Here is a 25,933-nt window from a genome sequence, read left to right as displayed (position 1 = left end):
CTGTTTTCAATAATAAGATATTCCACTCATCGTAGACGAGCATATGCAAAAAGCAATGAAGGCCGAAATGATAGGGGGATTCAGATGGAGAAAACGAAGTTACCATGGAATGAATTTTTTTCACTCAATAAAGATGTGAATAATACTTTCTTTACACCAGAAGATTTTTCAGGGGATGAAGATTTAATCGCAAAAACGACAGAACAATTCGTTAAGCAAGAAATTGTTCCGCAAGTTGAGAACATTGAACAACATAACTATAAAGTTTCTCGTCAATTATTTGAGAAAGCTGGGGAACTTGGATTGTTGAGTATCGAGGTCCCGGAAGAATACGGCGGGTTTGAGTTAGGAAAGGCAGTCTCAGGGCTTGTAGCAGAGAAAATGGGTTACGCTGGTGCATTTAGTGTTTCTTTTAATATACACGCAGGTGTAGGTACATTGCCTTACATATATTACGGAACGAAAGAACAGAAAGAAAAATATTTACCAAAAATTGCGTCAGGAGAATGGATTGGGGCTTATGCTTTAACTGAGCCAAATGCTGGCTCTGATGCATTAAGTGCAAAAACGAGTGCAGTATTGAATGAAGATGGTACAGCTTGGAAGTTAAATGGTGAGAAGCAGTGGATTACGAACGCTCATATGGCTGATGTATACGTTGTTTTTGCGAAGACAAATAAAGGAATGACAGCGTTTATTGTCGAAAGAACATGTGAAGGTGTATCAATTGGATTAGAAGAAAAGAAAATGGGGATTAAAGGTTCTTCAACGGCGACGCTTATATTAGAAGATGTTGTCATCCCTGCTGAAAATGTTTTAGGGGAAGTTGGAAAAGGGCATCACGTAGCTCTTAATATTCTTAACTTCGCTAGACTAAAACTTGCTTTTGGAAATATTGGAACAGCAAAACAAGCAATTGGCTTGTCAGTACAATATGGAAAAGAACGAAAACAGTTTCAAACTGAATTAGTGGACTTTACGATGATTCAAGAGAAAATTGCAAATATGATCATTGCTACATATGGAGCAGAAAGTGCAGCCTACCGTACAGCAGGTGTAATTGATGATGCAATTCATGAGAGTGATGAGGATCTTATGAAGAAAATGTCTCAATTTGCAATTGAATGTGCACTTAATAAAGTAAACGCTTCTGAAACACTTGGTCATATCGTAGATGAAGCTGTACAAATTCATGGTGGTTACGGTTATATGCAGGAATACGAAGTAGAACGATTGTATCGTGATGCTAGAATTAGTCGTATTTTTGAAGGAACGAACGAAATTAACAGATTAACAGTAGCTAAAATGTTAATGAAGCAAATCGAACAAATAGAAGATACTGAAATAGAACTTGATGTAGCAAATGTAGAAAGAAACCATCGTTACATTTTATTAGCGAAAAAATTGTTGAAACAATCTTTGAAAACGCTCTCTAAAACTCCAGGCTTAAAAATTGATCAAGAGCAAGAATATTCACGTGTATTATCAAATATGTTGACGGACGTGTACGTCATGGAATCAGCATTTTTACGTACGAGTAAAGCAATTAGTAAAAATGGTGAAGAAAAAGAGCGTACGAAACAAATGATAACTGATGTTATTTGTGAAGAAGGCTATCGTAAAGTAGAAGAAGCGGCGATTTCTATACTTTCAGCGGCTGTCACAGAAGAACAACATAGACACGTAATTTTAGCTGAAATCCGTCAATTATTAGTGCCTTTATACACGAACTTATTTACGAAAAAGAGAGATATTGCGAAAGTCATTATTAATCGCGGGAAATATATTGTGTAAATAGGAGGAAAGCGATATGAAAAAGATTGGTTTTATAGGTTTAGGTAACATGGGTCTTCCTATGTCTAAAAATTTAGTTAAATCAAGTTATACAGTATACGGAGTGGACTTGAATAAGGAGGCGGAAGCTTCTTTTGAACAAGAAGGCGGAATTATCGGTTTATCAATCTCAAAACTAGCAGAGACATGTGATGTGATTTTTACAAGTTTACCATCACCTCGTGCGGTTGAAGCGGTATATTTCGGAGCAGAAGGATTATTTGAAAATAGCCACCCTAATGTAGTTTTAATTGATACTAGTACAGTATCTCCACAATTAAACAAACAGTTAGAAGAGGCTGCAAAGGAAAAGAAAGTAGACTTTTTAGCAGCGCCTGTTAGTGGAGGGGTAATTGGAGCAGAAAACCGTACATTAACGTTTATGGTTGGTGGATCAAAAGAGGTATATGAGAAAACTGAATCTGTCATGGAAGTGTTAGGAGCGAATATCTTCCACGTTAGTGAACAAATTGATAGTGGTACAACTGTTAAATTAATTAACAATCTATTAATTGGTTTTTATACAGCTGGTGTGAGTGAAGCTTTAACATTAGCGAAAAAGAGCAATATGGACTTAGATAAAATGTTTGATATTTTAAATGTAAGTTACGGTCAAAGTAGAATTTATGAGCGCAATTATAAAAGTTTCATTGCAACAGAAAACTACGAGCCAGGATTTACTGTAAATCTATTAAAAAAAGATTTAGGCTTTGCAGTTGATTTAGCTAAGGAAAGCGAACTTCACTTGCCAGTAAGCGAAATGCTATTAAACGTATATGAAGAAGCGAGTGAGGCAGGATATGGTGAAAACGACATGGCTGCTTTATATAAGAAAGTTAGCGAACAATTAATTTCTAATCAAAAATAGTAGACTTATAAAAATCATAAAAAAGGAGAGAATATAATGATTACAACTGAAATTAAACGAGTAAAAAATCATATTAATGGCGAATGGGTAGAATCTACTGGTACTGAAGTAGAAGCAGTTCCGAATCCGGCAACTGGAAAAATCATCGCTTACGTTCCACTTTCTCCAAAAGAAGATGTAGAAAAAGCTGTTGAAGCGGCAAAAGCGGCATACGAAAAATGGTCTAAAGTACCAGTTCCGAATCGTTCAAGACAATTATATAAATATTTACAGCTTTTACAAGAAAACAAAGATGAGCTTGCAAAAATTATTACGCTAGAAAACGGTAAAACGCTAACGGATGCAACGGGCGAAGTACAGCGTGGTATTGAAGCGGTAGAATTAGCAACATCGGCACCAAATTTAATGATGGGACAAGCTCTTCCGAATATTGCTAGCGGAATTGATGGGTCGATATGGCGCTACCCAATCGGTGTTGTTGCTGGGATTACACCGTTTAACTTCCCAATGATGATTCCATTATGGATGTTCCCACTTGCAATTGCTTGCGGTAATACGTTCGTATTAAAAACATCTGAAAGAACGCCACTTTTAGCAGAGCGACTTGTAGAGTTATTCTATGAAGCTGGTTTTCCAAAAGGTGTATTAAATTTAGTACAAGGCGGAAAAGATGTTGTAAATAGTATTTTAGAGAATAAAGATATTCAAGCAGTTTCGTTCGTTGGTTCTGAGCCGGTGGCGCGTTACGTATATGAAACAGGAACGAAACATGGAAAACGTGTTCAAGCGTTAGCAGGTGCGAAAAATCATGCGGTTGTTATGCCAGATTGTAACCTTGAGAAAACGGTACAAGGTGTAATTGGATCTGCGTTTGCAAGTAGTGGAGAGCGCTGCATGGCATGCTCTGTCGTAGCAGTAGTAGACGAAATCGCTGATGAATTCATTGACGTACTAGTAGCAGAGACGAAAAAATTAAAAGTGGGTGATGGTTTCCACGAAGATAATTACGTTGGACCATTAATCCGTGAATCTCATAAAGAACGTGTTTTAGGCTATATTAATAGCGGGGTGGCAGATGGAGCAACTTTATTAGTAGATGGCCGCAAGATTAATGAAGAAGTAGGAGAAGGTTACTTTGTTGGTGCAACGATCTTTGATGGCGTAAATCAAGAAATGAAAATTTGGCAAGATGAAATCTTTGCTCCAGTATTAAGTATTGTGAGAGTAAAAGATTTAGAAGAAGGTATTAAACTTACAAATCAATCGAAATTTGCGAATGGTGCTGTTATTTATACGTCAAATGGTAAGCACGCACAAACATTCCGTGACAATATTGATGCTGGTATGATTGGTGTAAACGTAAATGTTCCGGCACCAATGGCATTCTTTGCATTTGCAGGAAACAAAGCTTCTTTCTTTGGAGATCTTGGTACAAATGGTACGGATGGCGTTCAATTTTATACACGCAAAAAAGTTGTAACTGAGCGCTGGTTTTAATAAAGTGCAACTTTAATCAGTGGGGATTTTCTCCGTCCCCCACTGATTATTAGTTGATCCAATCGGGCTTTTATGGTCAGCCCGACTCCCACCTAACTCCTTCGCATTCGCCGAATTTTGAGGTGGGAGTCATACTGCCCGCAAATAGCGGGATAAATAGTGTGTAAGTTGTTACATAAAAAACCACTCTTTTTAGAGTGGTTTTTTTATTGTGTATTAATTACTTTTTTCAAATGCTAATTTAATACCAAACCCAATTAAGACAATCCCTGTAATCCCTTGAATATAACGCTGTGTCTTCGGTTTTTTCATAAAAGCACTAATTTTATCAATTAAAAATATATAAAAAGCAAACCAAATGACTGTTAAAACGAGATAGGTAAGGCCCATTACGAGAAGTTGTATAAATGTATTATGATTTGGGTTTAAAAACTGAGGTAAAAAAGTTAAAAAGAACACTGCGACCTTAGGGTTTAATAAATTTGTAAGAAACCCTTGGCGAAAGCAAGATGTATGTTCATTGCCATTAATCATAGGGATCTCATTTTTATTTGCATCTTCTTTGTTTCTTACTGCTAAAAGGGCTTTTATACCAATATAGATTAAATATACAGCACCAACATATTTAAAAATAGAAAATAAAAGAGCAGACTTTACTATAAGTGCTGAAAGACCAATTACAGCTGCTAAAGTATGAATTAAAAGCGCAACACATGTACCGAGAACTGTTTTTACACCGCCGATTTTTCCAGCAACCAATGTGTTTTTTGTAGCCATTGCTGTATCAGGGCCGGGTAAAATAATAAGACAAATGGACATAATGATAAAAAGAAAATAATTTTCCATAAAGTATCCGCCTTTCTTTTTATTTTTAGAAAATTCGATTAACGTTAGTTTAGCACACATTGTATTTAAATAAAATTAAATTTTGTTTAAATATACTTAACAAAAAGAAGAGACCTTATACAGTAGCTGAGAATAAGCTACCATATAAGGTCTCTTTGTTTAAGCTTTAAGCAAGTTAAAGAAACGATTTACATCTTCTTCTGAAACATCACTTAATTGTTTATATTTATAATTTGGATTTTGATCTTTATCAACTACAACGGAGCGTACTCCTTCAAAGAAATCTTCATGTCTCATGAAGTTTTTAGCTAGTATAAGATCTGTTGCGAAACATTCTTCAACAGACTTATCTTGTCCATCAATAAATTGTTTTAATGTTACTTTTAGTGAAACAGGGGATTTTGATAATAGCGTTTCTTTCGTTTTTAGAGCAAATGAACTTTGATCTTTCTCTAATGATTGGATGATTTCTTCAATTGTATCGAATGCAAAATGTGAATTGATTACCTCTAATGAAGGAGAAAGCTCGCTTTCTAAGTTTGGAGCAGTTGCAAATGTACGAATGACTTCTTTTAAATTAGTATGTACATCTTCTTTATGCCAATTTACACTTTCAAGTTCAGTAAGGAAATTTGGTAATGTATCTGATGTCATAAAGTAGTCAGCAGCGTTTATAAATAATACGTCAGGACCTTTCAATAAAGATGCTGTTAAAGCAACATATCGGCCAGTATATCCAGGTGCTTTATTTAAGAAATAAGCAGCACCGACATCTGGGAAAAAGCCGATGTTCATCTCTGGCATTGCCCATTTTGTACGCTCTGTAACAATTCTATATGTAGCACCATTCGTCAGCCCGACACCACCGCCCATAACGATTCCGTCTAAACAAGCGATAATTGGTTTTTTGTATTGATAAATATATGTATCAATTTCATATTCCTCTTCAAAAAACTGCTCTGCATGTTGTAATGCAACTTCATTTGAACGTGCTTCATATAGCGTTTTAATATCACCACCTGCACAAAAACCTTTCGTTCCAGCTCCTTTTAAAACGATGAGTGCAATACGCTCATCTTGCTCCCATTCTTTAAGTTTTTGTCCAATTGGTTTTAACATGTCGTAGGATAAAGAATTGAGTGCTTTTGGACGGTTTAAAGTAATAGATGCAACGCCGTTTTCGCTAACAGAAAATAAAACGTGTTCAGTCATTATAAATCCTCCCTTATATATCTTCCTATTCTTATTTCTTGATACATACTGAAATGTCCTTTATAAAGTGAAACTTTAATCGGTAGAGGTTTTTCCATCACACTTATTATTAGCCCTCACCAATCGGATTTTTTACGGGCAATCTATCCCCCGCCTACTTATTTACCTCCTTCGAATTTTTAGGTGGGAGTATAGTTGCTTGCAAATATCGGGACAAATTTTGTCTAAAGCTGGTACTAAGTGTTTATATGTATCTCGCATATTTTGACGAGTTATATTTGCAGGATTTCAGTAGTGGAAGAGGAATATTACAACATTACTGTAAGTGCAATTATTTGAAAACATGGTGTTAAAGGCGCTATTATATGTATAACTTATATGGAGTTATTGCACCTGGCATAACAAACAATTGAAGAGTAGATGTAGAAAAAGTAGAAATAGCTGAATTGTCTAACTTTTAAAGGGTGGGAAGTTTGTATATAATTAGAAATAGAGAAAGGGGAGATCGGAATGCCAGGACCTTTACTGTTGTCGGTTATTATTTTGTCTTCTCTTATGGTAGGAATTACACAGTATTTTCATCATACAGATACGACAGAAGAAGTGAAGGATAAGGTGCGTCTCGTATTTCCGATTTTTATAGTATCTATTTCCATATGCTTTTTACTGAATAAAGATGGGTATATTGTGGCCGTATTCGCGTTTTTTGTAGCGATTGTTTTAATAACTGTATTGTACTATGTAATGAAAGAGTACTTACAAAAATAAGGATGCTTGAAAGAGCATTTTTATTTTTGTAAGTATAAAAATTTCACATACCGTATTTTATATAAAAAAATTAAAATATTTATAATTAAAAAAGTATGTACATCGCATTGTATAGACTTGTCAATCTTGCATAGCCACTATACTATTAAAATGTAGAGATTAGAAAAAAGGGGTTGTATCTAGAATGAAATTTGAGATGCACACGAAAATTATTTCGAATGAAAAAGAAATCAGATTACATATAGAAGAAAATCTATTTCAATTAATATTAGATGGTTATCATCTATTTACAGTTCAAGAAATATTACCTTTATATAAATCAAATCAGGAAAGAATAGGTAGTGCAATTGTTCAAAAGTTAGAGTGGGAGAACGGAAAAACTACACTAAACTATCAGCTTGTTTCACTACAATCAGTAAATTAAAAGGAGAAGGGAAATATGAAGTTTTTTCATACAGCGGATTGGCATTTAGGAAAGCTTGTTCATGGTGTGTATATGACTGAAGATCAAAAAATTGTGTTAGATCAGTTTGTACAAGCTGTTGAAGAAGAAAAACCGGATGCTGTAATTATTGCAGGAGATTTATATGACCGAGCAATTCCACCTACAGAAGCAGTAGACTTATTAAATGATGTATTACAGAAGATAGTTATTGATTTACAAACACCAGTAATCGCAGTGGCAGGTAACCATGATAGTCCGGACCGCATACATTTTGGTAGTAATTTAATGAAAAAACAAGGATTACATATTGTTGGACAATTTCAATTTCCATATAATCCAGTTGTTTTAAATGATAAATACGGCGAGGTTCATTTCCATCTCGTTCCGTATGCAGATCCAAGTATTGTTAGACATGTATTGAAAAATGAAGATGTTCGTTCTCATGATGATGCGATGCGTATTTTTATGAACGAACTTTCAGAAACGATGGATAAAGAAGCGAGACACATATTTGTAGGTCATGCATTTGTAACTTCTTCAGGAGAGGCAGAGGAAAATACGAGTGATGCGGAACGCCCACTTTCAATTGGTGGTGCTGAATATGTAAATAGCCATTATTTTGATAAGTTTCATTACACGGCGCTTGGCCATTTACATCAAGCGCATTTTGTACGTAATGAGACAATTCGTTATTCAGGTTCGCCACTTGCATATTCTATTTCTGAAGAAAAACATAAAAAAGGATATTATATTGTGGAACTGGATGAAAAAGGTGAAGCAACAATTGAAAAACGTTTACTTACACCGCGTCGTAAAATGCGTACTGTAGAAGCAAAAATAGACGATTTATTGCATCATCCAGTAAATGAAGATTATGTATTTGTGAAATTATTAGATGAAAATCCTGTCTTGCAGCCGATGGAAAAAATACGTTCTGTATACCCAAATGCAATGCATGTTGAAAGATCTATTCAAAGACGAGAGTTCACAGATGAAAATGAAGTAACTGTTTCAAGACATAAAACGGATGATTTATCTCTTTTAAAAGCTTTTTATAAAGAAATGAAAGGGCTAGAGTTATCAGAAGAGAAAGAACGTCTATTTTTAGATGTGTTGCAAACAGTGCAAGAACGGGAAGGTGAGCGAGGATGAGACCGATTCAGCTTATTATGACGGCATTTGGTCCATATAAACAGAAAGAAGTAATTGATTTTAACGACCTTGGAGAGCATCGTATTTTCGCTATTTCTGGTAATACTGGAGCCGGAAAAACAACGATTTTTGATGCGATTTGTTATGTGTTATATGGAGAAGCTAGTGGAGAAGAGCGTAGTGATACAAGCATGCTTCGTAGTCAATTCGCTGATGACAATGTTTATACAAGTGTGGAATTAACCTTTCAATTAAAAGGGAAAAGATATGAAATAAAACGACAATTGGGTCATAAAAAACAAGGAAATAAAACAATTACAGGACATGCAGTCGAATTATATGAAGTAATTAATGAAGAAAAGGTTCCTTGCGTCGATCGTTTCCATGTAACGGATGTAAATAAAAAAGTTGAAGATTTAATTGGATTAAGTAAACATCAATTTAGCCAAATAGTAATGTTACCGCAAGGAGAGTTCCGAAAACTATTAACATCTGAAACAGAAAACAAAGAAGAGATTTTACGTCGCATTTTTAAAACAGATCGTTATAAGTTAATGCGTGACTTACTTGATCAAAAACGCAAACAATGGAAAGACGTCTTACAAGAAAAACAAAAAGAACGAGAGCTATATTTCCGTAATGTCTTTAAATTACCAATACGTGATGGAGCATTATTAGAGACGTTAGCAGAGCAAGAGCATGTTAATACACATCAAGTAATAGAGGCATTAGAGCAAGAAACAACTGTGTATAAAGCGGAAGTTGAGCAATTACAAGTAGAACAAAATACTCAAACGAAGCAATTAAAAGAAGCAGAGACACGTTTTCATGCAGCAAAATCTGTTAATGAGAAATTTAACGATTTAGAACAAAAGAATGAGAAATATAACAATTTACAAGAAAACCGTACAGTAATCGAAATGAAAGAAAAGTCTTTTAAACGTGCGGAGCAGGCGAAGCGATTATTACCATTTGAGCAATGGTATGAGGAAGCGATGCAAAATGAGCAAAAATCTGAAAGCATATTGAAACAAATACTAGCAAATAAAGAACAAATTATGAAAAACTTCAAACTCGCCCAGGAGAAATATGAGGCGTTAAAGTATAAGGAATCTGAGCGAGAAGATGCGAAAAAGCAAGTTCAAAGATTAGAAGAGTTACAATCAATTATTGCATCATTATCTGAGAAAAAGTTGAATTTACAAAATGCTGAAATCCAAATAGGAAAATTAAAAGAAGGTATGCAGAAGCTAGATCAACAACTAGAAGAGCATACGAATAAAAAACAAATAATGTCTGGCGAATTACAGCAATTAGAAGCGGCGCTAGAGCAATATGTAGCTAAAGTAGAAGAACTAACGAATATGCGAGAAGATGCAAAAGTATTAAAGCAAGCATACGATGTTTGGCAAGAAAAACAAAAATATGGACAAGAAAAAGAAACTGCTTATAATAGCAGGCAAATGGTAGTTAGTTCATATGAAATTATGGAACGCCGGTGGCTAAATGAACAAGCTGGTATATTAGCTCATCACTTACATGATGGTGAGTCTTGTCCGGTATGTGGTAGTATAAATCACCCGAAAAAGGCTACAGAGCAAGGTGATACAATCGATGAAAAAGAATTAGACGTTTTAAGAGAAAAGAAAAATGTCGCAGAGAAATTGCATGTTCAATTAGAAGAGAAATGGAATTTCTATCGATCACAATATGAACAAGTGATAGAAGAGGTACTGAAGCGTGGATACCAATCAGAAAAATTAGTTGAAACATACAGTGCACTCGTGCAAAAAGGAAAGCAATTAGCAGCGGAAGTAAATACGTTAAAAGCAAGTGAAGAAGCGCGGAAGCAATTAGCAGCGAATATAAAAAGTGTAGAAGAAAAAATCGACAAATTGCAAGTTCAAAAACGTGAAGCAGAAACAATGATGCACCGCACAGAAATGGAATGTTTACAACTTCGTACGTCTTATGAACATGATAAGAAAAGTATTCCTGAAAACTTACAAACAGTAGAAGCTTGGAAAGTACAGTTTGATCATGCTACGCTAGAGCTTCGTTCTATGGAAGAAGAGTGGGCGAAAGTTCAAGAAGCATATCAGCATTGGCAAAATGAAAAAATACGTATACAAGCAGAACATGATAGTGCCTCTAAGCAATTTGATAGTGCAAAAGAGAAGAAGAAAGAGACTTTCACACGCTTTATGAAAGAGCTAGAACAAAGCGGATTTACAGATCAACAAACGTATACAGAAGCAAAATTAAAAGACGCTGAGATGGAAATATTACAACAAGAAATTCAAAGTTATTATTCGTCTCTTGAAGTACTTGTAAAACAAATTGAAGAATTAAGTATTGAATTAAAAGATAAAGAGTATATGGATATTACTTTCTTAGGTGAACAAATAAATGAATTGGAAATTAACCTAGATATTATAAAAGAAAAACGTCAACGCGCTCAAAATGCAGTAGCATATATTTCAGATTTACATGAAAACATTAGACGAATTGATGAACAAATTTATGACGAAGAAAAAGCGTTCCAAGAACTTGTTGATTTATATGAAGTAATGAAAGGGGATAATGAAAGTCGTATATCTTTTGAACGTTACATCTTAATTGAGTATTTAGAACAAATTGTTCAAATTGCAAACGAACGACTACGTAAATTATCAAATGGACAATTCTATTTAAAACGAAGTGAACGAGTTGAAAAGAGAAATCGTCAAAGTGGATTAGGCTTAGATGTATACGATGCATACACTGGCCAAACACGTGATGTAAAAACATTATCTGGCGGAGAGAAATTTAACGCATCACTTTGCTTAGCGCTCGGAATGGCAGACGTAATTCAAGCGTATGAAGGTGGTATTTCCATCGAAACGATGTTCATCGATGAAGGATTCGGCTCATTAGATGAAGAGTCTTTAACGAAAGCAGTGGATGCTTTAATCGATTTACAAAAATCAGGCCGATTTATCGGCGTAATTTCACACGTTCAAGAACTGAAAAACGCAATGCCAGCTGTATTAGAAGTAACGAAGCAGAAGGATGGGTGTAGTCAGACGAGGTTTGTGGTGAAGTAAGTTTGGAAAATAGAGTAGGAGCTCTATCGATACCCTTATTTTTATAGAAAGAACTAGCATCAAGCCGGTGTTATTTTGAAGTACGATTGCACTTCGAAGTAACACTGGCTTATTTATATAAAATTCTAATGTGAATCATCGACTCTTTCTAGTTTAAAAAACAATTTGGTATTTTAAATTTTTTTAATAAAAATCAGAGCCTTTTTATGGTATCTTTTACAGAAGTTTGGAAGGAGAGGGAGATGGAAATCGAATTCAAGTGTCTAATATAGCAAATAATTTTACTCTGTCTCTTAATGTTGATAGATTGGGTGGAAGAGAAGGAAAGCCTCAAGGTAAATCGAATTTTGATTTACCTGTTCAAAGTATACCAGCAAAACAAAGTGAGAAAGAAATTAATGTCAATAAAGATTTAAGCGCTATACGTACAAATGCAAAATTGGAAAAAGTCGTTGTAACGCCTCTTAGAATATATTTACAAGGAACTGCGTCAGAAAAAGGCGGTCCATTTGATTATCTTGTATTAGATGATAAAGAAGAAGAATCTGTAGAGGTCTTTAGAACGACATTCGGAGATAAAAAACTATATATCGTGAATCCAAATGCTGTGTATTATGATCAAGCGTTTACGGTTGAATTTAAATAAAGTTGTATAGATTAATGACTTTCGTTGAAAATAAAACGCCGTTTCTTTATTGGAAACGGCGTTTAAATGCTTGTAAAGAACAAATGATACAACTATGAGTTATCTGAAGAAGGTGGCGTATGTGATAATCGATTATAAGTTTTAAAAGCAGAAATTGCTGATATAACACCACCCGCTAAAAATAATGCTGATCCACCAACTAATATGATACGACTGACATATGTTTCTCGTGCTTCTTCAACTTCTTCTTGTAACATTGTAGGCATATGAATTCCTCCTTAACAAAATCTGTTTTGTAAATAGTATATACAAACGCCTAACATGTGTTAAAAATGAAGAAGTTGTATGTATAAGCATCTAGGTGAATTTAATGTTTGGCCAGTGTTACTATTAAGTTCAACGTTTCTGCACAGCTTCTGCATAAGTTTTAGTAGTTTATATGTCATGATATATTCATAAAGTGAAATATTTAATAATAATGATTAGAACGTTCGTTCATTATTAAGTGTGCTTATTGTTATTCTTTTGCATCAAAGCCCTCATCACACTACGAAGTATAACAAGAAGGGGATATGAACATGAAAAATCGAATTTTAAAACACCTACAAAGCATGAAAATGAATAAGAAAAGTCTAGGAGCCGTTGCATTGACGGCTGGAATCATCGGTACGACTCTTATTCCCCAAAATGCATATGCGCACGGTTTCGTTGAAAAACCTGGAAGTCGTTCTGCTTTATGTAGCCAAACTTACGGTGCACTAAACGTGAACTGCGGAAGTGTTATGTATGAATCACAAAGTTTAGAAGCTCCAAAAGGATTTCCACAAGGTGGTCCAGTTGATGGGCAAATTGCTTCGGCAGGTGGTAAATTTGATGGTATTTTGGATCAACAAACAGCAAATCGTTGGTTTAAAAATACGATAACTGGTGGAGAGAATACGTTTACATGGAAATATACAGCTCCCCACTTAACTAGCCAATGGCATTACTACATTACGAAAAAGAATTGGAATCCAAATAAACCGCTAACAAGAGCTGACTTTGAGCTAATTGGAACTGTGCAACATGATGGTTCTGCAGCTTCAAACAATTTAACTCACAAAATCAACGTGCCTACTGATCGCAGTGGATACCATGTGATTTTAGCGGTATGGGATGTAGCTGATACAGCAAATGCATTCTATAACGTAATCGATGTAAATCTAGTTAATAATTTAAAACCAGACACAGAAGCACCAAGTAATCCAAATGGGCTTCAGGCAACAAAAGTTACAGTAAATAGTGTAGAACTAACATGGAGCGCTTCTACGGATAATGTAGGGGTAAAAGGTTATCAAGTTCTACGTAATGGAGAGATTATTGATACAGTACCAGGCACTCATTTTATTGATAAACAATTACAACCAAGTACTGAATACTCTTATACTGTAAAAGCGATTGACGCAGCTGGAAATGTATCAAAAGAAAGCACAGCAGTTAAAGTGAAAACAGCAGTAGTGACTCCTGATACAGAAGCACCTACACAGCCAAAAGGGTTACACAGCATGGGAACGACCGCATCAAGTGTTGATCTAATGTGGAGTCCATCTGACGATAATGTCGGTGTAGACCATTATAATATTTACAGAGAAATTTCTGGTGTAATAAAGAAAGTTGGAACATCTAATTCTACTTCTCATATGGACAAAAATTTGCTTGCTAATACTACATATAAATATGCGGTTAAAGCTGTTGATGTAGCTGGAAACGAATCAGCTCAGAGTGATATATTCACAGTTACTACGAAAGATGAAAGCGTTTCATATGAAACTTGGGATGCAAAGAAGGCATATAAAAAGGGCGATAGAGTTGGAAGGTAAAATGTATGAAGCGGTTCAGAATTATCAGGGAAATGGGGATCCAAACTGGATTTATGCTTTATCATTATGGAAAACAGTGTAAGCTTTTACTGGATTTGAATTGAGATAATGATAGGGGCTTTGGTGCATAAGGTAATATGATAATTCACTTTAAAGTTTATACAAAAAAGACGACATTTGAAAATTGTCGTCTTTTTTGATATTAAGAACAAAGTGGAACTAATCCTAAACCAATTAAAAGACCTGCAACAGTAGCAGGGATGGGTACTAGAATTTGAATACCTTCGACAAATAAGAAATATTGGGCATTTACAATTTTAAAGCATACTAAATTTGGTATTTTCCATTCTCCTTTCTATAAAACTTAATATTGTTATGAATTAATTATAGAGAAATATAAAATGTCCCTTTAAACTATATTGGATTCTAAGTTATTTGAACAATCTTCACCATAAATTTATGCCAACTTCACATACACCACAAATTGAAATTGTAATATGTATATGTACCAAATAAATAAAATGAATATAGCATTTCTATTTTTAAAGAATTAAAATCCTATTATTCCTATATAAGGGTTTTGGTTGCATAATCAGGAGTGTATCTTTCTTTAGAGATGGATCTTAATAAAAAGGAATCAATATAAAAGGGGAATGTCTTATGACAACATATACGAGCGAGATAAAAAAAACTTTAGTTACTGAAGAAGATGTAGATATTTTGAAAATTATGGCGCATCCAATACGTTTACAAATTGTAAATGAATTAAGTGCCCGTAAAACTTGTAATGTATCGCAATTAACGGAGATATTAAATATTCCGCAATCGACTGTTTCGCAGCATTTATCAAAAATGAAAGGTAAAGTGCTAAAAGCAGAGAGAAGAGGATTAGAAATTTATTATTACATTAATAATTTAAAAGCAAGTAAGATTGTTAGTGTATTAGGATACATAAACTAATGGAATTTTTTCTGTACAAAATAGTCCCTCTGCTTTATAACAGAGGGACTATTTTGTATTTCATTATTTGTTTGTATTTAAGATTTTATAGTTTTTATGATTCACAATAGTTCGATCAAATTCAAAAGTACCACCATTTACATCTGTAATTTCAACTAAGACCGATTCAGTGTACAGTTTTAATACAGATCCAGTAATTTTTAAGTTATTTCGTTGAAAAAGTATAGTATCCCCTACGTTTGCTTTCATAGTACCTCCTCATAAAAGACAGAAATATTTGTTTATTATATATATTAAACCACGTATAGTTATATTAGTGAATATTTAGTTTTGTTTATCAATAAAAAATTTGTTATTTAATAAAAAATAATAGAGTAACAGTATGATAATAAATTGTAAATTTTCTATTTATGTGTAGAAAATTGTGAAAATCCACCGCGGTAATTCCGAATATTTTGCTAGAAAAATAAAAAAAGTGAAAGTGGAAATAGGCTTTATTCTCTGTTAATAATTGTATTAATATGTAGAACAAAGAGAGGGGGATTTGAGTACAAGTATTGTAATGAAAAGCCAGATTATAAGACTATTAAATGACCGGTTTCAAGAAATACGGCTGCAACATGTAAGTAGAACTGAAGAGTTAAAAAAAGAAATAGACAGTAAAATTAATAATATAGAAGAAGATCAAGAAAGCTGAATTTAATTATCGAGTGGCGTTATTTCATTATTGTTTATCTCAACCGATTTTAGCGATTTCTAATGCTTTGAAAGCGCAAGATTTTTTTGTAAGAGTTTAGAGTATGAAGTTAAAACTGCAGCGTGTAAAAATACTTTAGGAATGTGTTGTATAGCATTAGGACAATATGAGCTTGCAGAAGAATATTTAGTATCGGCGATGAATACATTTATAACCTTTAAAGAAGAACAACTAATAATAAAAGTTAAATGTAATTTAAGTTTATTATATGCAGAGAAAAATTTTTCAGAATTAGCTATCCAAAATTCGGAAAATCCTATAGTGGATATTGAGAAAGATTATAAAACAATATTTCAAATAGTACGTTCATTTACAAAGGCTGAGACTGATTTGATTTCTGCTCTGATGTTTTAGATGGTTTTTAAACAGATGCCTATATAGGCGGGAATTTTGAAAGTAATATTTTTGATGAACTGATTAAAGATGAAAATTTAGTTCGAGACTAAAGAGAACATTACAGGATTGTGACCATTACATTTTTAATGTAATGGTTTTTTGTGTTCGTTTAAACCCCGTGTAACTTCGAGAGTAAGTTATATATTAATTAGGGTGTTTTTTTGTTTGTACATAGTAATCAAAATTCTGAAGTCCAACCATGGGGTAACTCTACACATAACTTTTATGAAAGGCGTTTTAAAAATACCTGTAAGTCGCCCTTATGCAAAACAATACAAAAAGTTGTTACGCATTTAACAAGCAGTTTTTTGTATTTCATCCTTCGTTTTCTGTAACTGATTCCATATATTTGACGCCCTATCTTGTAAGTGCTTACATACACAGGAACATCCTATACAATAAAGTTGTTAAATCGAAAGAGGTGGCGAAAATGAACACAAAAAAAGCATATTTAGCGAATAGCATTGAAATAAAAAAAGGAGGAGGGATGGTATGAAAAAATCATCTGTTAATCCATGGCTTGTTGTCCTCGGCACAGTCATAGTACAAATGGGGCTTGGAACGATATATACATGGAGTTTATTCAATCAGCCTTTAGTGAGTAAATACGGTTGGAGTCTTAACGCTGTTGCTATAACCTTCTCAATTACTAGCCTTTCTTTAGCATTTTCAACTTTGTTTGCGAGTAAATTGCAAGAAAAATGGGGACTTCGTAAACTCATTATGATAGCTGGACTAGCATTAGGACTAGGATTAATACTTAGTTCACAAGCTTCCTCATTAATATTGCTTTATGTACTAGCAGGAGTTGTCGTAGGTTATGCAGATGGTACAGCATATATCACTTCACTATCGAATTTAATAAAGTGGTTTCCAGAGCGTAAAGGTTTAATCGCTGGTATTTCTGTCTCTGCATATGGGTCGGGTAGCCTAATCTTTAAATACATTAACGCACAGTTGATTGAATCAGTTGGTGTATCACAAGCGTTTATATACTGGGGCTTAATTGTTACAGCTATGATTGTGATTGGCGCTTGTTTAATCCATCAAGCTGCTGATCAACGGGCAGTTCATGAAACAAAAACGCAGGAATATACAACGAAAGAAATGCTAGGTACAAAAGAAGTATACTTATTATTTATTATGTTATTTACATCATGTATGAGTGGCTTATACTTAATTGGCATGGTAAAAGACATCGGTGTTCAACTTGTAGGGCTTAGTGCAACAACAGCAGCTAATGCGGTGGCTATGGTTGCAATCTTCAATACATTAGGTCGTATTATTCTGGGACCGTTATCAGATAAAATCGGCCGTTTAAAAATCGTTACTGGTACTTTTGTTGCTATGGCGACTTCAGTCTTGGTCCTAAGTTTCGTAGATTTAAATTATGGTATCTACTTCGTCTGTGTAGCAAGTGTAGCGTTTTGCTTTGGTGGAAATATCACTATTTTCCCAGCTATTGTTGGTGATTTCTTCGGCATGAAAAATCATAGTAAAAACTACGGAATTGTGTATCAAGGATTCGGATTTGGAGCGCTTGCAGGTTCCTTTATCGGTGCAATTCTAGGTGGATTCAAACCAACTTTCATGGTGATTGGCGTATTATGTGTCGTGTCATTTATTATCGCAATTTTAATTCAAGCACCAAATGAGAAAAAAGAAAAAGAAGAATATCGCAGCGTAGCATAAGTATTTAAATCTTCTATTACACTACTATAACTAAAAAGTAACCTATTAAATTTAAAGATATATAAATACCAAGAGTAAAGATAGTAAGGATTGATTATCCTTACTATCTTTTTTTATCTTTAAATTTAAATTAAAGATACATAGCAAAAATAGATAACTTACGATAGTGTCTGAATATTACGTGTATTCCTTTTGGTGGAGGACGTAGCCTCAGTGCGAGGATAGCACTCAATAGAACAAGAGTTTGATGACCTTGGCTTTAAGTGTATTTAAGGGAATTAGTAGCTAAATGACAATATCTCATAAAGAAAAAGCAATAAAGGATAAATGATATGAGGTTGTATCTTTAACAAAGAAATACTGGCCTCATATGTTTCATTATGAAATGAGCGGCGAGGCACAAGATGAAATACTAAAACAAATCGATTTAAAAAAAGAGAAAAGTAATTAAAAAGAAATCCGTTTTGATAAAACTTCTTTTAGTGGATTCTTCTTGTTTATTATAAATTAAGCGTTTATGATGTGGATTTGAAATAAAGTCGTACCGTTTATAAAAAAAGATGTGAGACTTTATCCCTTCAAGCAAGGAAATTTAGGTGGATTTTGATCAAACTTTTTTATAAAAACTAACCTTAAATATGCCAGATAAGAATCCATTTTGATCAATCCTTTTTCAAAATGGATTCTTTTTATTTATCGTACAATACCGATTTGAGGGGTGTTTTTAATCAAACTTTGTTTCAAACCTACATTAAAATGTTTGGATCAATAATATCTGATGTTTGCTTTGTTATGTCGATATTTACTTCTTTCATAGCTTTAATAGCATTAGGATTTACGCCATGTGCTTCGATTCCTGTGGAATATACATTCTCCCATAAAGAGGGCAACGAGTAAAGCGAAGCCTCCAGCAAAACCACAACTACCACCAAAGCCCATAATGGTTCCTCCTTTAAACAGGAGGGGAAAACATTGGGATACACATGTTTTTTGCAGTTTCACATTACTTTATGTTTTTAAATACTATATGGGCAGGTCCTTTTAAAAAAGAAAAGACACTCATAAGAGTGCCTATCTTTAGTAGGAACACTTTTTTTGATATATCATACAATAACCCAGAAAATAACTTGCTATTTCTTATAAAAAGGAGTATGACAATTATGACCATAACAGCCTTAATTACGATTTTGTTACTTTCATTATCCTCTAGTATAGATAATTTTGGAGTAGGGATATCTTATGGTATTCGTAATATTCGTATAGGTTTTTTAGCTAATTTTATAATTGCGATTATCGCTTTTGTTTTTAGTGAAATGGGTATTTTATTTGGACAATATATTTCAAAAGTTTTTCCTGGTACATTATCTGATGTTATTGGTACATTGTTTTTGTTTGTAATTGGTTTACGAATTATTTTAATGACAATTCCAAGAAAAAAGAAAGTTCATCAAGAAGTGCTTGATGAAGAGGAATCTGTTTCGAATGTTATCACTGGATATTTAAAATCTCCTGAAAAAGCCGATCTCGATAAATCAGGAAATATTAATTTTTTTGAGGCTATTGTTCTTGGTATTGCTATATCTATGAATGCTTTAACGAATGGATTAGGTGCAGGGTTATTAAAATTATCTCCATTCGCTATTTCATTATCAGCAGCCATATTCAGTTTTTTAACTGTTTGGTTAGGAGTTAAATTAGGAAAAAAGGTTGCAAATGTAAAAATTGGATCTTGGACATTAGGACAATTTAGCACAGCATTAAGTGGGTTTATATTATTATTAATCGCTGTACACAATTTGCTTTAAGTACAAATTGAGGTGAATACATTGGCGTTTTTTCAGCTTTATTATCAATTGTCATCATTGATTTAGTAATTGCTGGTGATAATGCTATTGTAATTGGTTTGATTGCAAGAAATTCACCAAAAAAACAACAGAAAAAAGCAATTTTTTTGGGAACAGTTGGAGCGATTATTATTTGTACACTTGCTACTTTAGTTGCTGTTTGGTTATTAAAAATTCCAGGTCTTATGTTAATTGGAGGGATACTAGTACTTTGGATTGCTTTTAAACTTGTAGCATTAACAGAAAATCCAAAAGAAAATAATGTTAATCCCAAAAATGTTTATGGACAGCAATTCGAGCCATTATCATGGCAGATATTTTAATAAATCTTGATAATGTATTAGCAGTAGCAGGTGCTTCACATGGTAACTTTCTATTAGTGCTTTTAGGATTAGTAATTAGTATTCCTATTGTAATTTTAGGGAGCAGTTTATTTATTAAATTTGTTGATCGTTTCCCTGTTATTATTTACATTGGGGGCGGTGTAATAGCATGGACTTCCGCTAAAATGATAATGCATGAACCTTTTTTAAAAGTGTATTTTTTAAATAATTCTTTTTTATATTGGGGGACTGTAATTTTAATGGTGAGAAGTGTGTTATTAGCTGGAAAGATAAAAAATTTAGTAATAAAAAAAGAAAATGCCATTGAAGAGAGATAAATGACAAGCTTTGTTACATAAGTAAGTGTAACAAAGCTTTTATTGTTACACTGACAAATGAAACAACTTTATTATTTGTAAACAAAAAAGCCTGTATCGATAATTACTTGGTAATTGAAGATATAGACTCTTAATTTCAGTGTTTAGTTGTTATATATGTTTAAATTTAATAGGGTACTTTTTTACGATACATAATAAAATTACGAAAGGCAAGTGGATGCCAAACCACTTGCCTTTTTTCTTTATGAACTATTTTATAAATTGTTTTTCCCTACCCAGGCTTAATAATCCTCGGAATTTTCCTGATACAAAAAGCGAGTGAAATATTTAATTGGATTATATTGAAATATTATAAAGTGATGCATAATGTATGAACCTCTTACTAAATCTTAGATTATACACATGACATTCATCGAGAAATGCAAGATGTAAAATGAGATATTTTCAGAAAAATATTGAGAAAAGAAAACTTAAATTTCGATAATGTATTATAGATGAAGAGATATACAGTTTTTCTTTTTGAATTTCCAAAAAGATGAGAAGGAATTATGGATTGAATTTTTATATAAGATTACATTTTAATGCTTATAAATGTAATCTTATATAAAAATGTAAAAACATTTTATCTGAAAAATAAAAAAAGATTGACAAGTTTATTGAGAAACATTATCATTTCAGTGTAAGAACAGTAAATGAAAATTATTATCAATGAATTTGATTTTGATGAAAAGTACACTTGACCAATTAGTTTAGTAAGTGTATTATTTTTTACAACGTAATTGATAATGAAAATCGTTATCGATTACGTTTCTTAATTAGATCAATTTTTATATGAAAGGATAGAGGAAATGAACTTAGGGGAATTTGATGGGAAAACCGTTTTAGTAACTGGCGCAGCCCAAGGTATAGGTATGGCTGTAGCAAAAACGTTTTTAGAAAGAGGAGCTACAGTTATTGCGGTTGATCAAAATGCAGAAGGGCTTAATAAGTACTTAAATCATTATGCATCAAATGAAACACGTATTAAGACGTGTTATTTAGATGTGAGTGATAGTGCCGCTGTTGAAGAGGGAGTAAACCGTATTGAAAATGATATAGCACCAATAGATATATTAGTAAATGTTGCAGGGGTTTTACGTATGGGAGCGATTCACTCTTTTAGTGACGAAGATTGGAATAAAACATTCTCTGTAAATACTACTGGAGTTTTCTATATGTCCCGAGCAGTAAGTAAACATATGATATTAAGAAAGTCGGGGGTAATTGTTACAGTTGGTTCAAATGCGGCAAAAACTCCGAGAATGGAGATGGCTGCGTATGCTGCATCAAAAGCTGCAACGACGATGTTTATGAAATGTTTAGGATTAGAACTTGCAGCATACAATATTCGCTGTAACTTAGTTTCTCCTGGTTCTACTGAAACTGAAATGCAACGATTACTATGGGCTGATGAGAATGGAGCTAAAAATATAATTGCTGGTTCTCAAAATACATATAGACTCGGAATTCCATTACAAAAAATTGCACAACCTTCAGAAATTGCTGAAGCAGTATTGTTTTTAGCTTCAAATAAAGCAAGTCATATTACAATGCACAATTTATGTGTCGATGGCGGAGCTACATTAGGAGTTTAATAAAAAATTCAGGAGGTTAATATATTATGAATGAACTTACAGCCGTAAAGGAACGGTCAGAAAAACTTTTAGAAGATTACAAGACTGAATCTTCATTCTTTTTCGCTTCACCAAATCGAACGATATTGACAGAAGGAGAGTTTACTACAGTAAAACATAGTGAAATCGAAAGCTTTCCAGAGCTTGTAAAGGCGGTATTAAGTAATGCAAAACAAGCTGGAAATCCAAATCCTATCGTTGTAGGTGCTTTACCATTTGATCGCAGGAAAGAAGTTCAACTTATTGTACCAGAACATAGTAGAATTACTGAGCGTTTACAGTTAGAGAAAACAAATGAGATAAAACGAAATGAGAAACTGGCATTTGAAATGACACCAGTCCCAGATCCTGAAGTTTATATGAATGGTGTGAAGCAAGGGATTGAAAAAATACAAGACGGAGATTTAAAGAAAATCGTTCTATCTAGATCGTTGGATGTTAAATCTACAGAGAAAATTGATAAACAAAAACTACTTCGTGAATTAGGAGAACATAATAAGCACGGATATACATTTGCTGTTAATTTGCCGAAAGATGAAAACGGGAACAGTAAGACGTTAATTGGAGCAAGTCCTGAATTGCTTGTTTCACGTAATGGTATGCAAGTAATTTCTAATCCGTTGGCTGGCTCAAGACCTCGAAGTGGAGACCCAGTGGAAGATAAAAGAAGAGCGGAAGAATTACTTTCTTCTCTAAAAGATTTACATGAACATGCGGTAGTAGTTGAAGCGGTTGCCGCTGCACTTCGTCCGTATTGTCATACATTACACGTTCCAGAAAAACCATCTGTCATTCATAGTGAAGCGATGTGGCACTTATCTACAGAAGTGAAAGGTGAACTTAAGGATCCAAATACGTCTTCTTTAGAATTAGCAATTGCCCTTCATCCAACGCCAGCAGTTTGCGGAACTCCAATGGAAAAAGCGAGAGAGGCTATCGAAAAAATTGAGCCATTTGATCGTGAATTCTTTACAGGAATGCTAGGATGGAGCGATCTAAATGGAGACGGCGAATGGATTGTTACAATTCGCTGTGCTGAAGTGCAAGAAAATACACTTCGATTATATGCAGGCGCTGGAGTTGTTGCTGAATCAAAGCCAGAAGATGAGTTAGCAGAAACGTCAGCTAAATTTCAAACAATGCTGAAAGCTTTAGGGTTAAGTGATAGTTCATTGAATGACAAGTAGGGGGAAGAATGAATGTTAGCAGGTTATACGGAATGGCCAAAAGAATTGGCAGGTCGTTATCGAGAAGAAGGATGTTGGCTTGGAGAGACGTTTGGCGCGATGTTAAGAGAACGCGCTGAAAAACATGGAGATCAAATTGCGATTGTAAGTGGTAATTCACATATAACGTATAGTGAACTTGATAAGAAGGTAGATCGTTTGGCTGCTGGTTTACTGAATTTAGGAATAAAGCAAGAGGACCGAGTTGTTCTTCAGTTACCTAATATTATAGAGTTTTTTGAAGTATGTTTCGCGCTATTTCGAATTGGAGCACTTCCCGTTTTTGCATTGCCTTCACATCGCAGTAGTGAAATTAGTTATTTTTGCGAGTTTGGTGAGGCGAGCGCTTATGTCATTTCAGATAAGGCACTTGGCTTTGATTACCGAAAACTAGCAAGAGAAGTGAAAGAGAAAATTCCTACTTTACAACATGTAATCGTAGTAGGGGAAGAAGAAGAATTTGTGAACATAAGTAATCTTTATATGGATCCGGTTCCATTATCAGAAGTTCAGCCAAGTGATGTTGCGTTTCTCCAATTATCAGGAGGGACAACAGGACTTTCTAAATTAATTCCTAGAACACATGATGACTATATTTATAGTTTACGTGTTAGCGCTGAAATTTGTAATTTGAATGCAGAAAGCGTCTATATGGCAGTTCTTCCAGTAGCACACAATTACCCGATGAGTTCTCCAGGAACATTTGGAACTTTCTATGCTGGTGGAAAAGTAGTATTGGCAAATGGAGGTAGCCCAGATGAGGCGTTTGCGCTTATAGAAAAAGAAAAAGTTACGATTACAGCTCTCGTTCCACCATTAGCAATGATTTGGCTTGATGCAGTAGATTCGCGTACTAACGATTTATCGAGTCTACAAGTACTTCAAGTAGGTGGAGCGAAATTTAGCGCTGAAGTTGCAAAGCGTATACGCCCTACATTCGGATGTACGTTACAACAAGTATTTGGTATGGCGGAAGGATTAGTAAATTACACAAGATTAGATGATCCAGAAGAAGTCATTATTCATACACAAGGTAGACCGATGTCTACATTCGATGAAGTCCGAGTTGTTGATGAATATGATAACGATGTAAAACCTGGGAAAGTAGGTAGTTTATTAACACGAGGGCCATATACAATTCGTGGTTATTATAAAGCGGAGGAGCATAATGCGCGATCATTTACAAAGGATGGCTTTTATCGCACAGGTGATCTTGTAAAAGTCAATGAACAAGGTTACATCATTGTAGAAGGAAGAGATAAAGATCAAATTAACCGTGGTGGTGAGAAGGTTGCTGCGGAAGAAGTTGAAAATCATCTATTAGCACATGATTCAGTCCATGATGTAGCAATTGTATCTATGCCTGATGATTATTTAGGTGAACGTACTTGCGCTTTTGTCATAGCTCGTGGACAAGCCCCAACTGTAAGTGAATTAAAAATATTTTTAAGAGAACGAGGTATAGCAGCTTATAAGATTCCAGATCGAATTGAATTTATTGAATCATTCCCGCAAACAGGTGTTGGAAAAGTAAGTAAAAAAGAATTACGTAAAGTCATTGCTGAAAAACTTAGAACAGTAAAACAAAAATAAAAATCGGAAGGAAGTGATTAGATGGCTATCCCATCTATTTCAGTATACAAAATGCCAGTTGAATCAGAACTACCAAAAAATAAAGTGAATTGGACACCAGATCCGAAACGTGCCGTTCTTTTAATCCATGACATGCAAGAGTATTTTCTTGATGCGTATAGTGATAAAGAATCGCCAAAAGTAGAACTGATTTTAAATATTAAGGTGATAAGAGAAAGATGTAAGGAACTTGGTATACCAGTTGTTTATACAGCACAACCTGGTGGACAAACGTTAGAGCAGCGGGGGTTATTACAAGATTTTTGGGGTGACGGTATCCCTGCTGGACCAGATAAAAAGAAAATTGTTGATGAACTTACTCCTGATGAAAATGATATATTCCTAACAAAATGGAGATATAGTGCATTTAAAAAGACAAATTTATTAGAAATTTTAAATGAACAAGGACGAGATCAACTTATCATTTGCGGTATTTATGCGCATATTGGCTGCCTTTTAACAGCTTGTGAAGCGTTTATGGATGGTATTCAGCCATTCTTTGTAGCAGATGCGGTAGCTGATTTTTCACTTGAGCATCATAAACAAGCATTGCAGTATGCATCTGATAGATGTGCAGTTACGACTGCAACAAACTTACTGTTAAAAGATTTACAAAGTATAAAAGGTGATGAGAGTGAAGGAATCACTTTACAGGAAGTGCATGAACTAGTTGCACAATTACTCCGTGAGCCAGTAGAGAGTATTGAGGTTGATGAAGATTTATTAAATAGAGGACTTGATTCGGTCAGAATTATGAGTTTAGTAGAGAAGTGGCGTCGCGAAGGGAAGGAAATCACTTTTGCAGATTTAGCAGAACGTCCAACTGTTGCCGATTGGTACCGCTTATTATCTTTACAAACAGAACAGGTGCTGTAACAAA

General features: G+C 34.2%; 20 protein-coding genes and 4 pseudogenes. 18 read left to right on the top strand and 6 right to left on the bottom strand.

Translation table 11 applies throughout. From position 1 onward, the window contains the following. Positions 1-84: 84 nt before the first annotated feature. From MR109_RS16705 to MR109_RS16695, 3 genes are read left to right on the top strand one after another with little or no spacing between them, the layout of a single operon-like run. The gene (locus MR109_RS16705; RefSeq protein WP_242273140.1) at positions 85-1,794 is read left to right on the top strand and encodes an acyl-CoA dehydrogenase family protein; all 1,710 of its coding nucleotides are present in this window, start codon (positions 85-87) and stop codon (positions 1,792-1,794) included. Between the two features lie 16 nt (positions 1,795-1,810). Continuing rightward, positions 1,811-2,701, top strand: coding sequence for an NAD(P)-dependent oxidoreductase (locus tag MR109_RS16700; protein ID WP_242273138.1), 891 nt, complete (start codon positions 1,811-1,813; stop codon positions 2,699-2,701). Positions 2,702-2,737: 36 nt separating this feature from the next. Beyond that, positions 2,738-4,198: a CoA-acylating methylmalonate-semialdehyde dehydrogenase gene (locus MR109_RS16695; RefSeq protein WP_071719900.1), complete on the top strand. Its 1,461-nt coding sequence runs from the start codon at positions 2,738-2,740 to the stop codon at positions 4,196-4,198. Between the two features lie 216 nt (positions 4,199-4,414). Here the strand turns inward: MR109_RS16695 and MR109_RS16690 are convergent, their stop codons facing one another. Beyond that, positions 4,415-5,044 carry a LysE family translocator gene (locus tag MR109_RS16690; RefSeq protein ID WP_178940020.1) on the bottom strand — a complete coding sequence of 210 codons (630 nt, stop codon included), beginning with the start codon at positions 5,042-5,044 and terminating at the stop codon, positions 4,415-4,417. A 159-nt stretch (positions 5,045-5,203) separates the two neighbouring features. Continuing rightward, positions 5,204-6,256 (bottom strand): enoyl-CoA hydratase/isomerase family protein, encoded by a 1,053-nt coding sequence (locus MR109_RS16685; protein ID WP_242273136.1) that lies wholly within the window; start codon positions 6,254-6,256, stop codon positions 5,204-5,206. Between the two features lie 510 nt (positions 6,257-6,766). Here MR109_RS16685 and MR109_RS16680 point away from each other — a divergent pair. From MR109_RS16680 to MR109_RS16660, 5 genes are all read left to right on the top strand, one after another. Continuing rightward, entirely contained in the window at positions 6,767-7,024 is a 258-nt protein-coding gene (locus MR109_RS16680) for a hypothetical protein (RefSeq protein ID WP_071719897.1), read from the top strand. Between the two features lie 184 nt (positions 7,025-7,208). After that, a complete protein-coding gene (locus tag MR109_RS16675; protein WP_002171871.1) occupies positions 7,209-7,448 on the top strand; it encodes a DUF2584 family protein in 240 nt (79 codons plus the stop codon). Positions 7,449-7,463: 15 nt separating this feature from the next. Further along, positions 7,464-8,621, top strand: coding sequence for an exonuclease SbcCD subunit D (locus MR109_RS16670; protein WP_071719896.1), 1,158 nt, complete (start codon positions 7,464-7,466; stop codon positions 8,619-8,621). Continuing rightward, positions 8,618-11,707 carry an AAA family ATPase gene (locus MR109_RS16665; protein ID WP_242273133.1) on the top strand — a complete coding sequence of 1,030 codons (3,090 nt, stop codon included), beginning with the start codon at positions 8,618-8,620 and terminating at the stop codon, positions 11,705-11,707. The genes MR109_RS16670 and MR109_RS16665 overlap by 4 nt, the downstream gene beginning before the upstream one ends. A 259-nt stretch (positions 11,708-11,966) precedes the next feature. Next, positions 11,967-12,353: a hypothetical protein gene (locus MR109_RS16660; RefSeq protein WP_242273131.1), complete on the top strand. Its 387-nt coding sequence runs from the start codon at positions 11,967-11,969 to the stop codon at positions 12,351-12,353. Positions 12,354-12,445: 92 nt separating this feature from the next. Here the strand turns inward: MR109_RS16660 and MR109_RS16655 are convergent, their stop codons facing one another. Beyond that, positions 12,446-12,619, bottom strand: coding sequence for a hypothetical protein (locus MR109_RS16655; RefSeq protein WP_002171875.1), 174 nt, complete (start codon positions 12,617-12,619; stop codon positions 12,446-12,448). Between the two features lie 312 nt (positions 12,620-12,931). Between MR109_RS16655 and MR109_RS16650 the strand changes: the two are divergent. Together MR109_RS16650 and MR109_RS16645 are read left to right on the top strand one after the other, a co-directional pair. Continuing rightward, positions 12,932-14,294 (top strand): annotated as a pseudogene (locus tag MR109_RS16650) (lytic polysaccharide monooxygenase). Between the two features lie 578 nt (positions 14,295-14,872). Continuing rightward, positions 14,873-15,172: an ArsR/SmtB family transcription factor gene (locus MR109_RS16645; protein ID WP_002171877.1), complete on the top strand. Its 300-nt coding sequence runs from the start codon at positions 14,873-14,875 to the stop codon at positions 15,170-15,172. Between the two features lie 63 nt (positions 15,173-15,235). Here MR109_RS16645 and MR109_RS16640 read toward each other — a convergent pair whose 3' ends face one another. Beyond that, positions 15,236-15,421, bottom strand: coding sequence for a YkvS family protein (locus MR109_RS16640; RefSeq protein WP_002148107.1), 186 nt, complete (start codon positions 15,419-15,421; stop codon positions 15,236-15,238). Positions 15,422-15,734: 313 nt separating this feature from the next. Here MR109_RS16640 and MR109_RS16635 point away from each other — a divergent pair, with 313 nt between their 5' ends. Together MR109_RS16635 and MR109_RS16630 are read left to right on the top strand one after the other, a co-directional pair. Continuing rightward, entirely contained in the window at positions 15,735-15,869 is a 135-nt protein-coding gene (locus tag MR109_RS16635) for a response regulator aspartate phosphatase (RefSeq protein WP_242273182.1), read from the top strand. A 948-nt stretch (positions 15,870-16,817) separates the two neighbouring features. Then, on the top strand, positions 16,818-18,017 hold the full coding sequence (locus tag MR109_RS16630) for an L-lactate MFS transporter (protein ID WP_098306529.1): 1,200 nt from the start codon (positions 16,818-16,820) through the stop codon (positions 18,015-18,017). Between the two features lie 752 nt (positions 18,018-18,769). On the opposite strand, the pseudogene MR109_RS16625 reads toward MR109_RS16630, so the two are convergent. Together MR109_RS16625 and MR109_RS16620 are read right to left on the bottom strand one after the other, a co-directional pair. Beyond that, positions 18,770-18,886, bottom strand: a pseudogene (locus tag MR109_RS16625) (arsenate reductase); the annotation flags it as partial. 7 nt (positions 18,887-18,893) lie between these two features. Next, a pseudogene (locus MR109_RS16620) lies at positions 18,894-18,956 on the bottom strand (YjcZ family sporulation protein); the annotation flags it as partial. A 221-nt stretch (positions 18,957-19,177) separates the two neighbouring features. Between MR109_RS16620 and ytaF the strand changes: the two are divergent. The 6 genes and pseudogenes from ytaF to MR109_RS16590 all read left to right on the top strand — a co-directional run bounded on the left by ytaF (position 19,178) and on the right by MR109_RS16590 (position 25,929). After that, positions 19,178-19,822, top strand: a complete 645-nt coding sequence (ytaF, locus tag MR109_RS16615) for a sporulation membrane protein YtaF (RefSeq protein WP_002171883.1) — start codon at positions 19,178-19,180, stop codon at positions 19,820-19,822. A gap of 20 nt (positions 19,823-19,842) precedes the next feature. Then, a pseudogene (locus MR109_RS16610) lies at positions 19,843-20,522 on the top strand (TerC family protein). Between the two features lie 848 nt (positions 20,523-21,370). Next, a complete protein-coding gene (locus MR109_RS16605; RefSeq protein ID WP_242273129.1) occupies positions 21,371-22,156 on the top strand; it encodes a 2,3-dihydro-2,3-dihydroxybenzoate dehydrogenase in 786 nt (261 codons plus the stop codon). A gap of 26 nt (positions 22,157-22,182) precedes the next feature. Further along, entirely contained in the window at positions 22,183-23,382 is a 1,200-nt protein-coding gene (dhbC, locus tag MR109_RS16600; protein WP_242273127.1) for an isochorismate synthase DhbC, read from the top strand. 12 nt (positions 23,383-23,394) lie between these two features. After that, positions 23,395-25,014: a (2,3-dihydroxybenzoyl)adenylate synthase gene (locus MR109_RS16595; RefSeq protein ID WP_242273126.1), complete on the top strand. Its 1,620-nt coding sequence runs from the start codon at positions 23,395-23,397 to the stop codon at positions 25,012-25,014. Between the two features lie 21 nt (positions 25,015-25,035). Continuing rightward, on the top strand, positions 25,036-25,929 hold the full coding sequence (locus MR109_RS16590) for an isochorismatase family protein (RefSeq protein WP_071719885.1): 894 nt from the start codon (positions 25,036-25,038) through the stop codon (positions 25,927-25,929). Positions 25,930-25,933 lie beyond the last annotated feature (4 nt).

It is taken from the genome of Bacillus cereus group sp. BfR-BA-01310 (genome assembly GCF_022664325.1).
Lineage (GTDB): Bacteria > Bacillota > Bacilli > Bacillales > Bacillaceae_G > Bacillus_A > Bacillus_A paramycoides.
The sequence above is the reverse complement of the archived record's forward strand: the minus strand, read 5'-3'. Positions and strand labels throughout refer to the sequence as shown.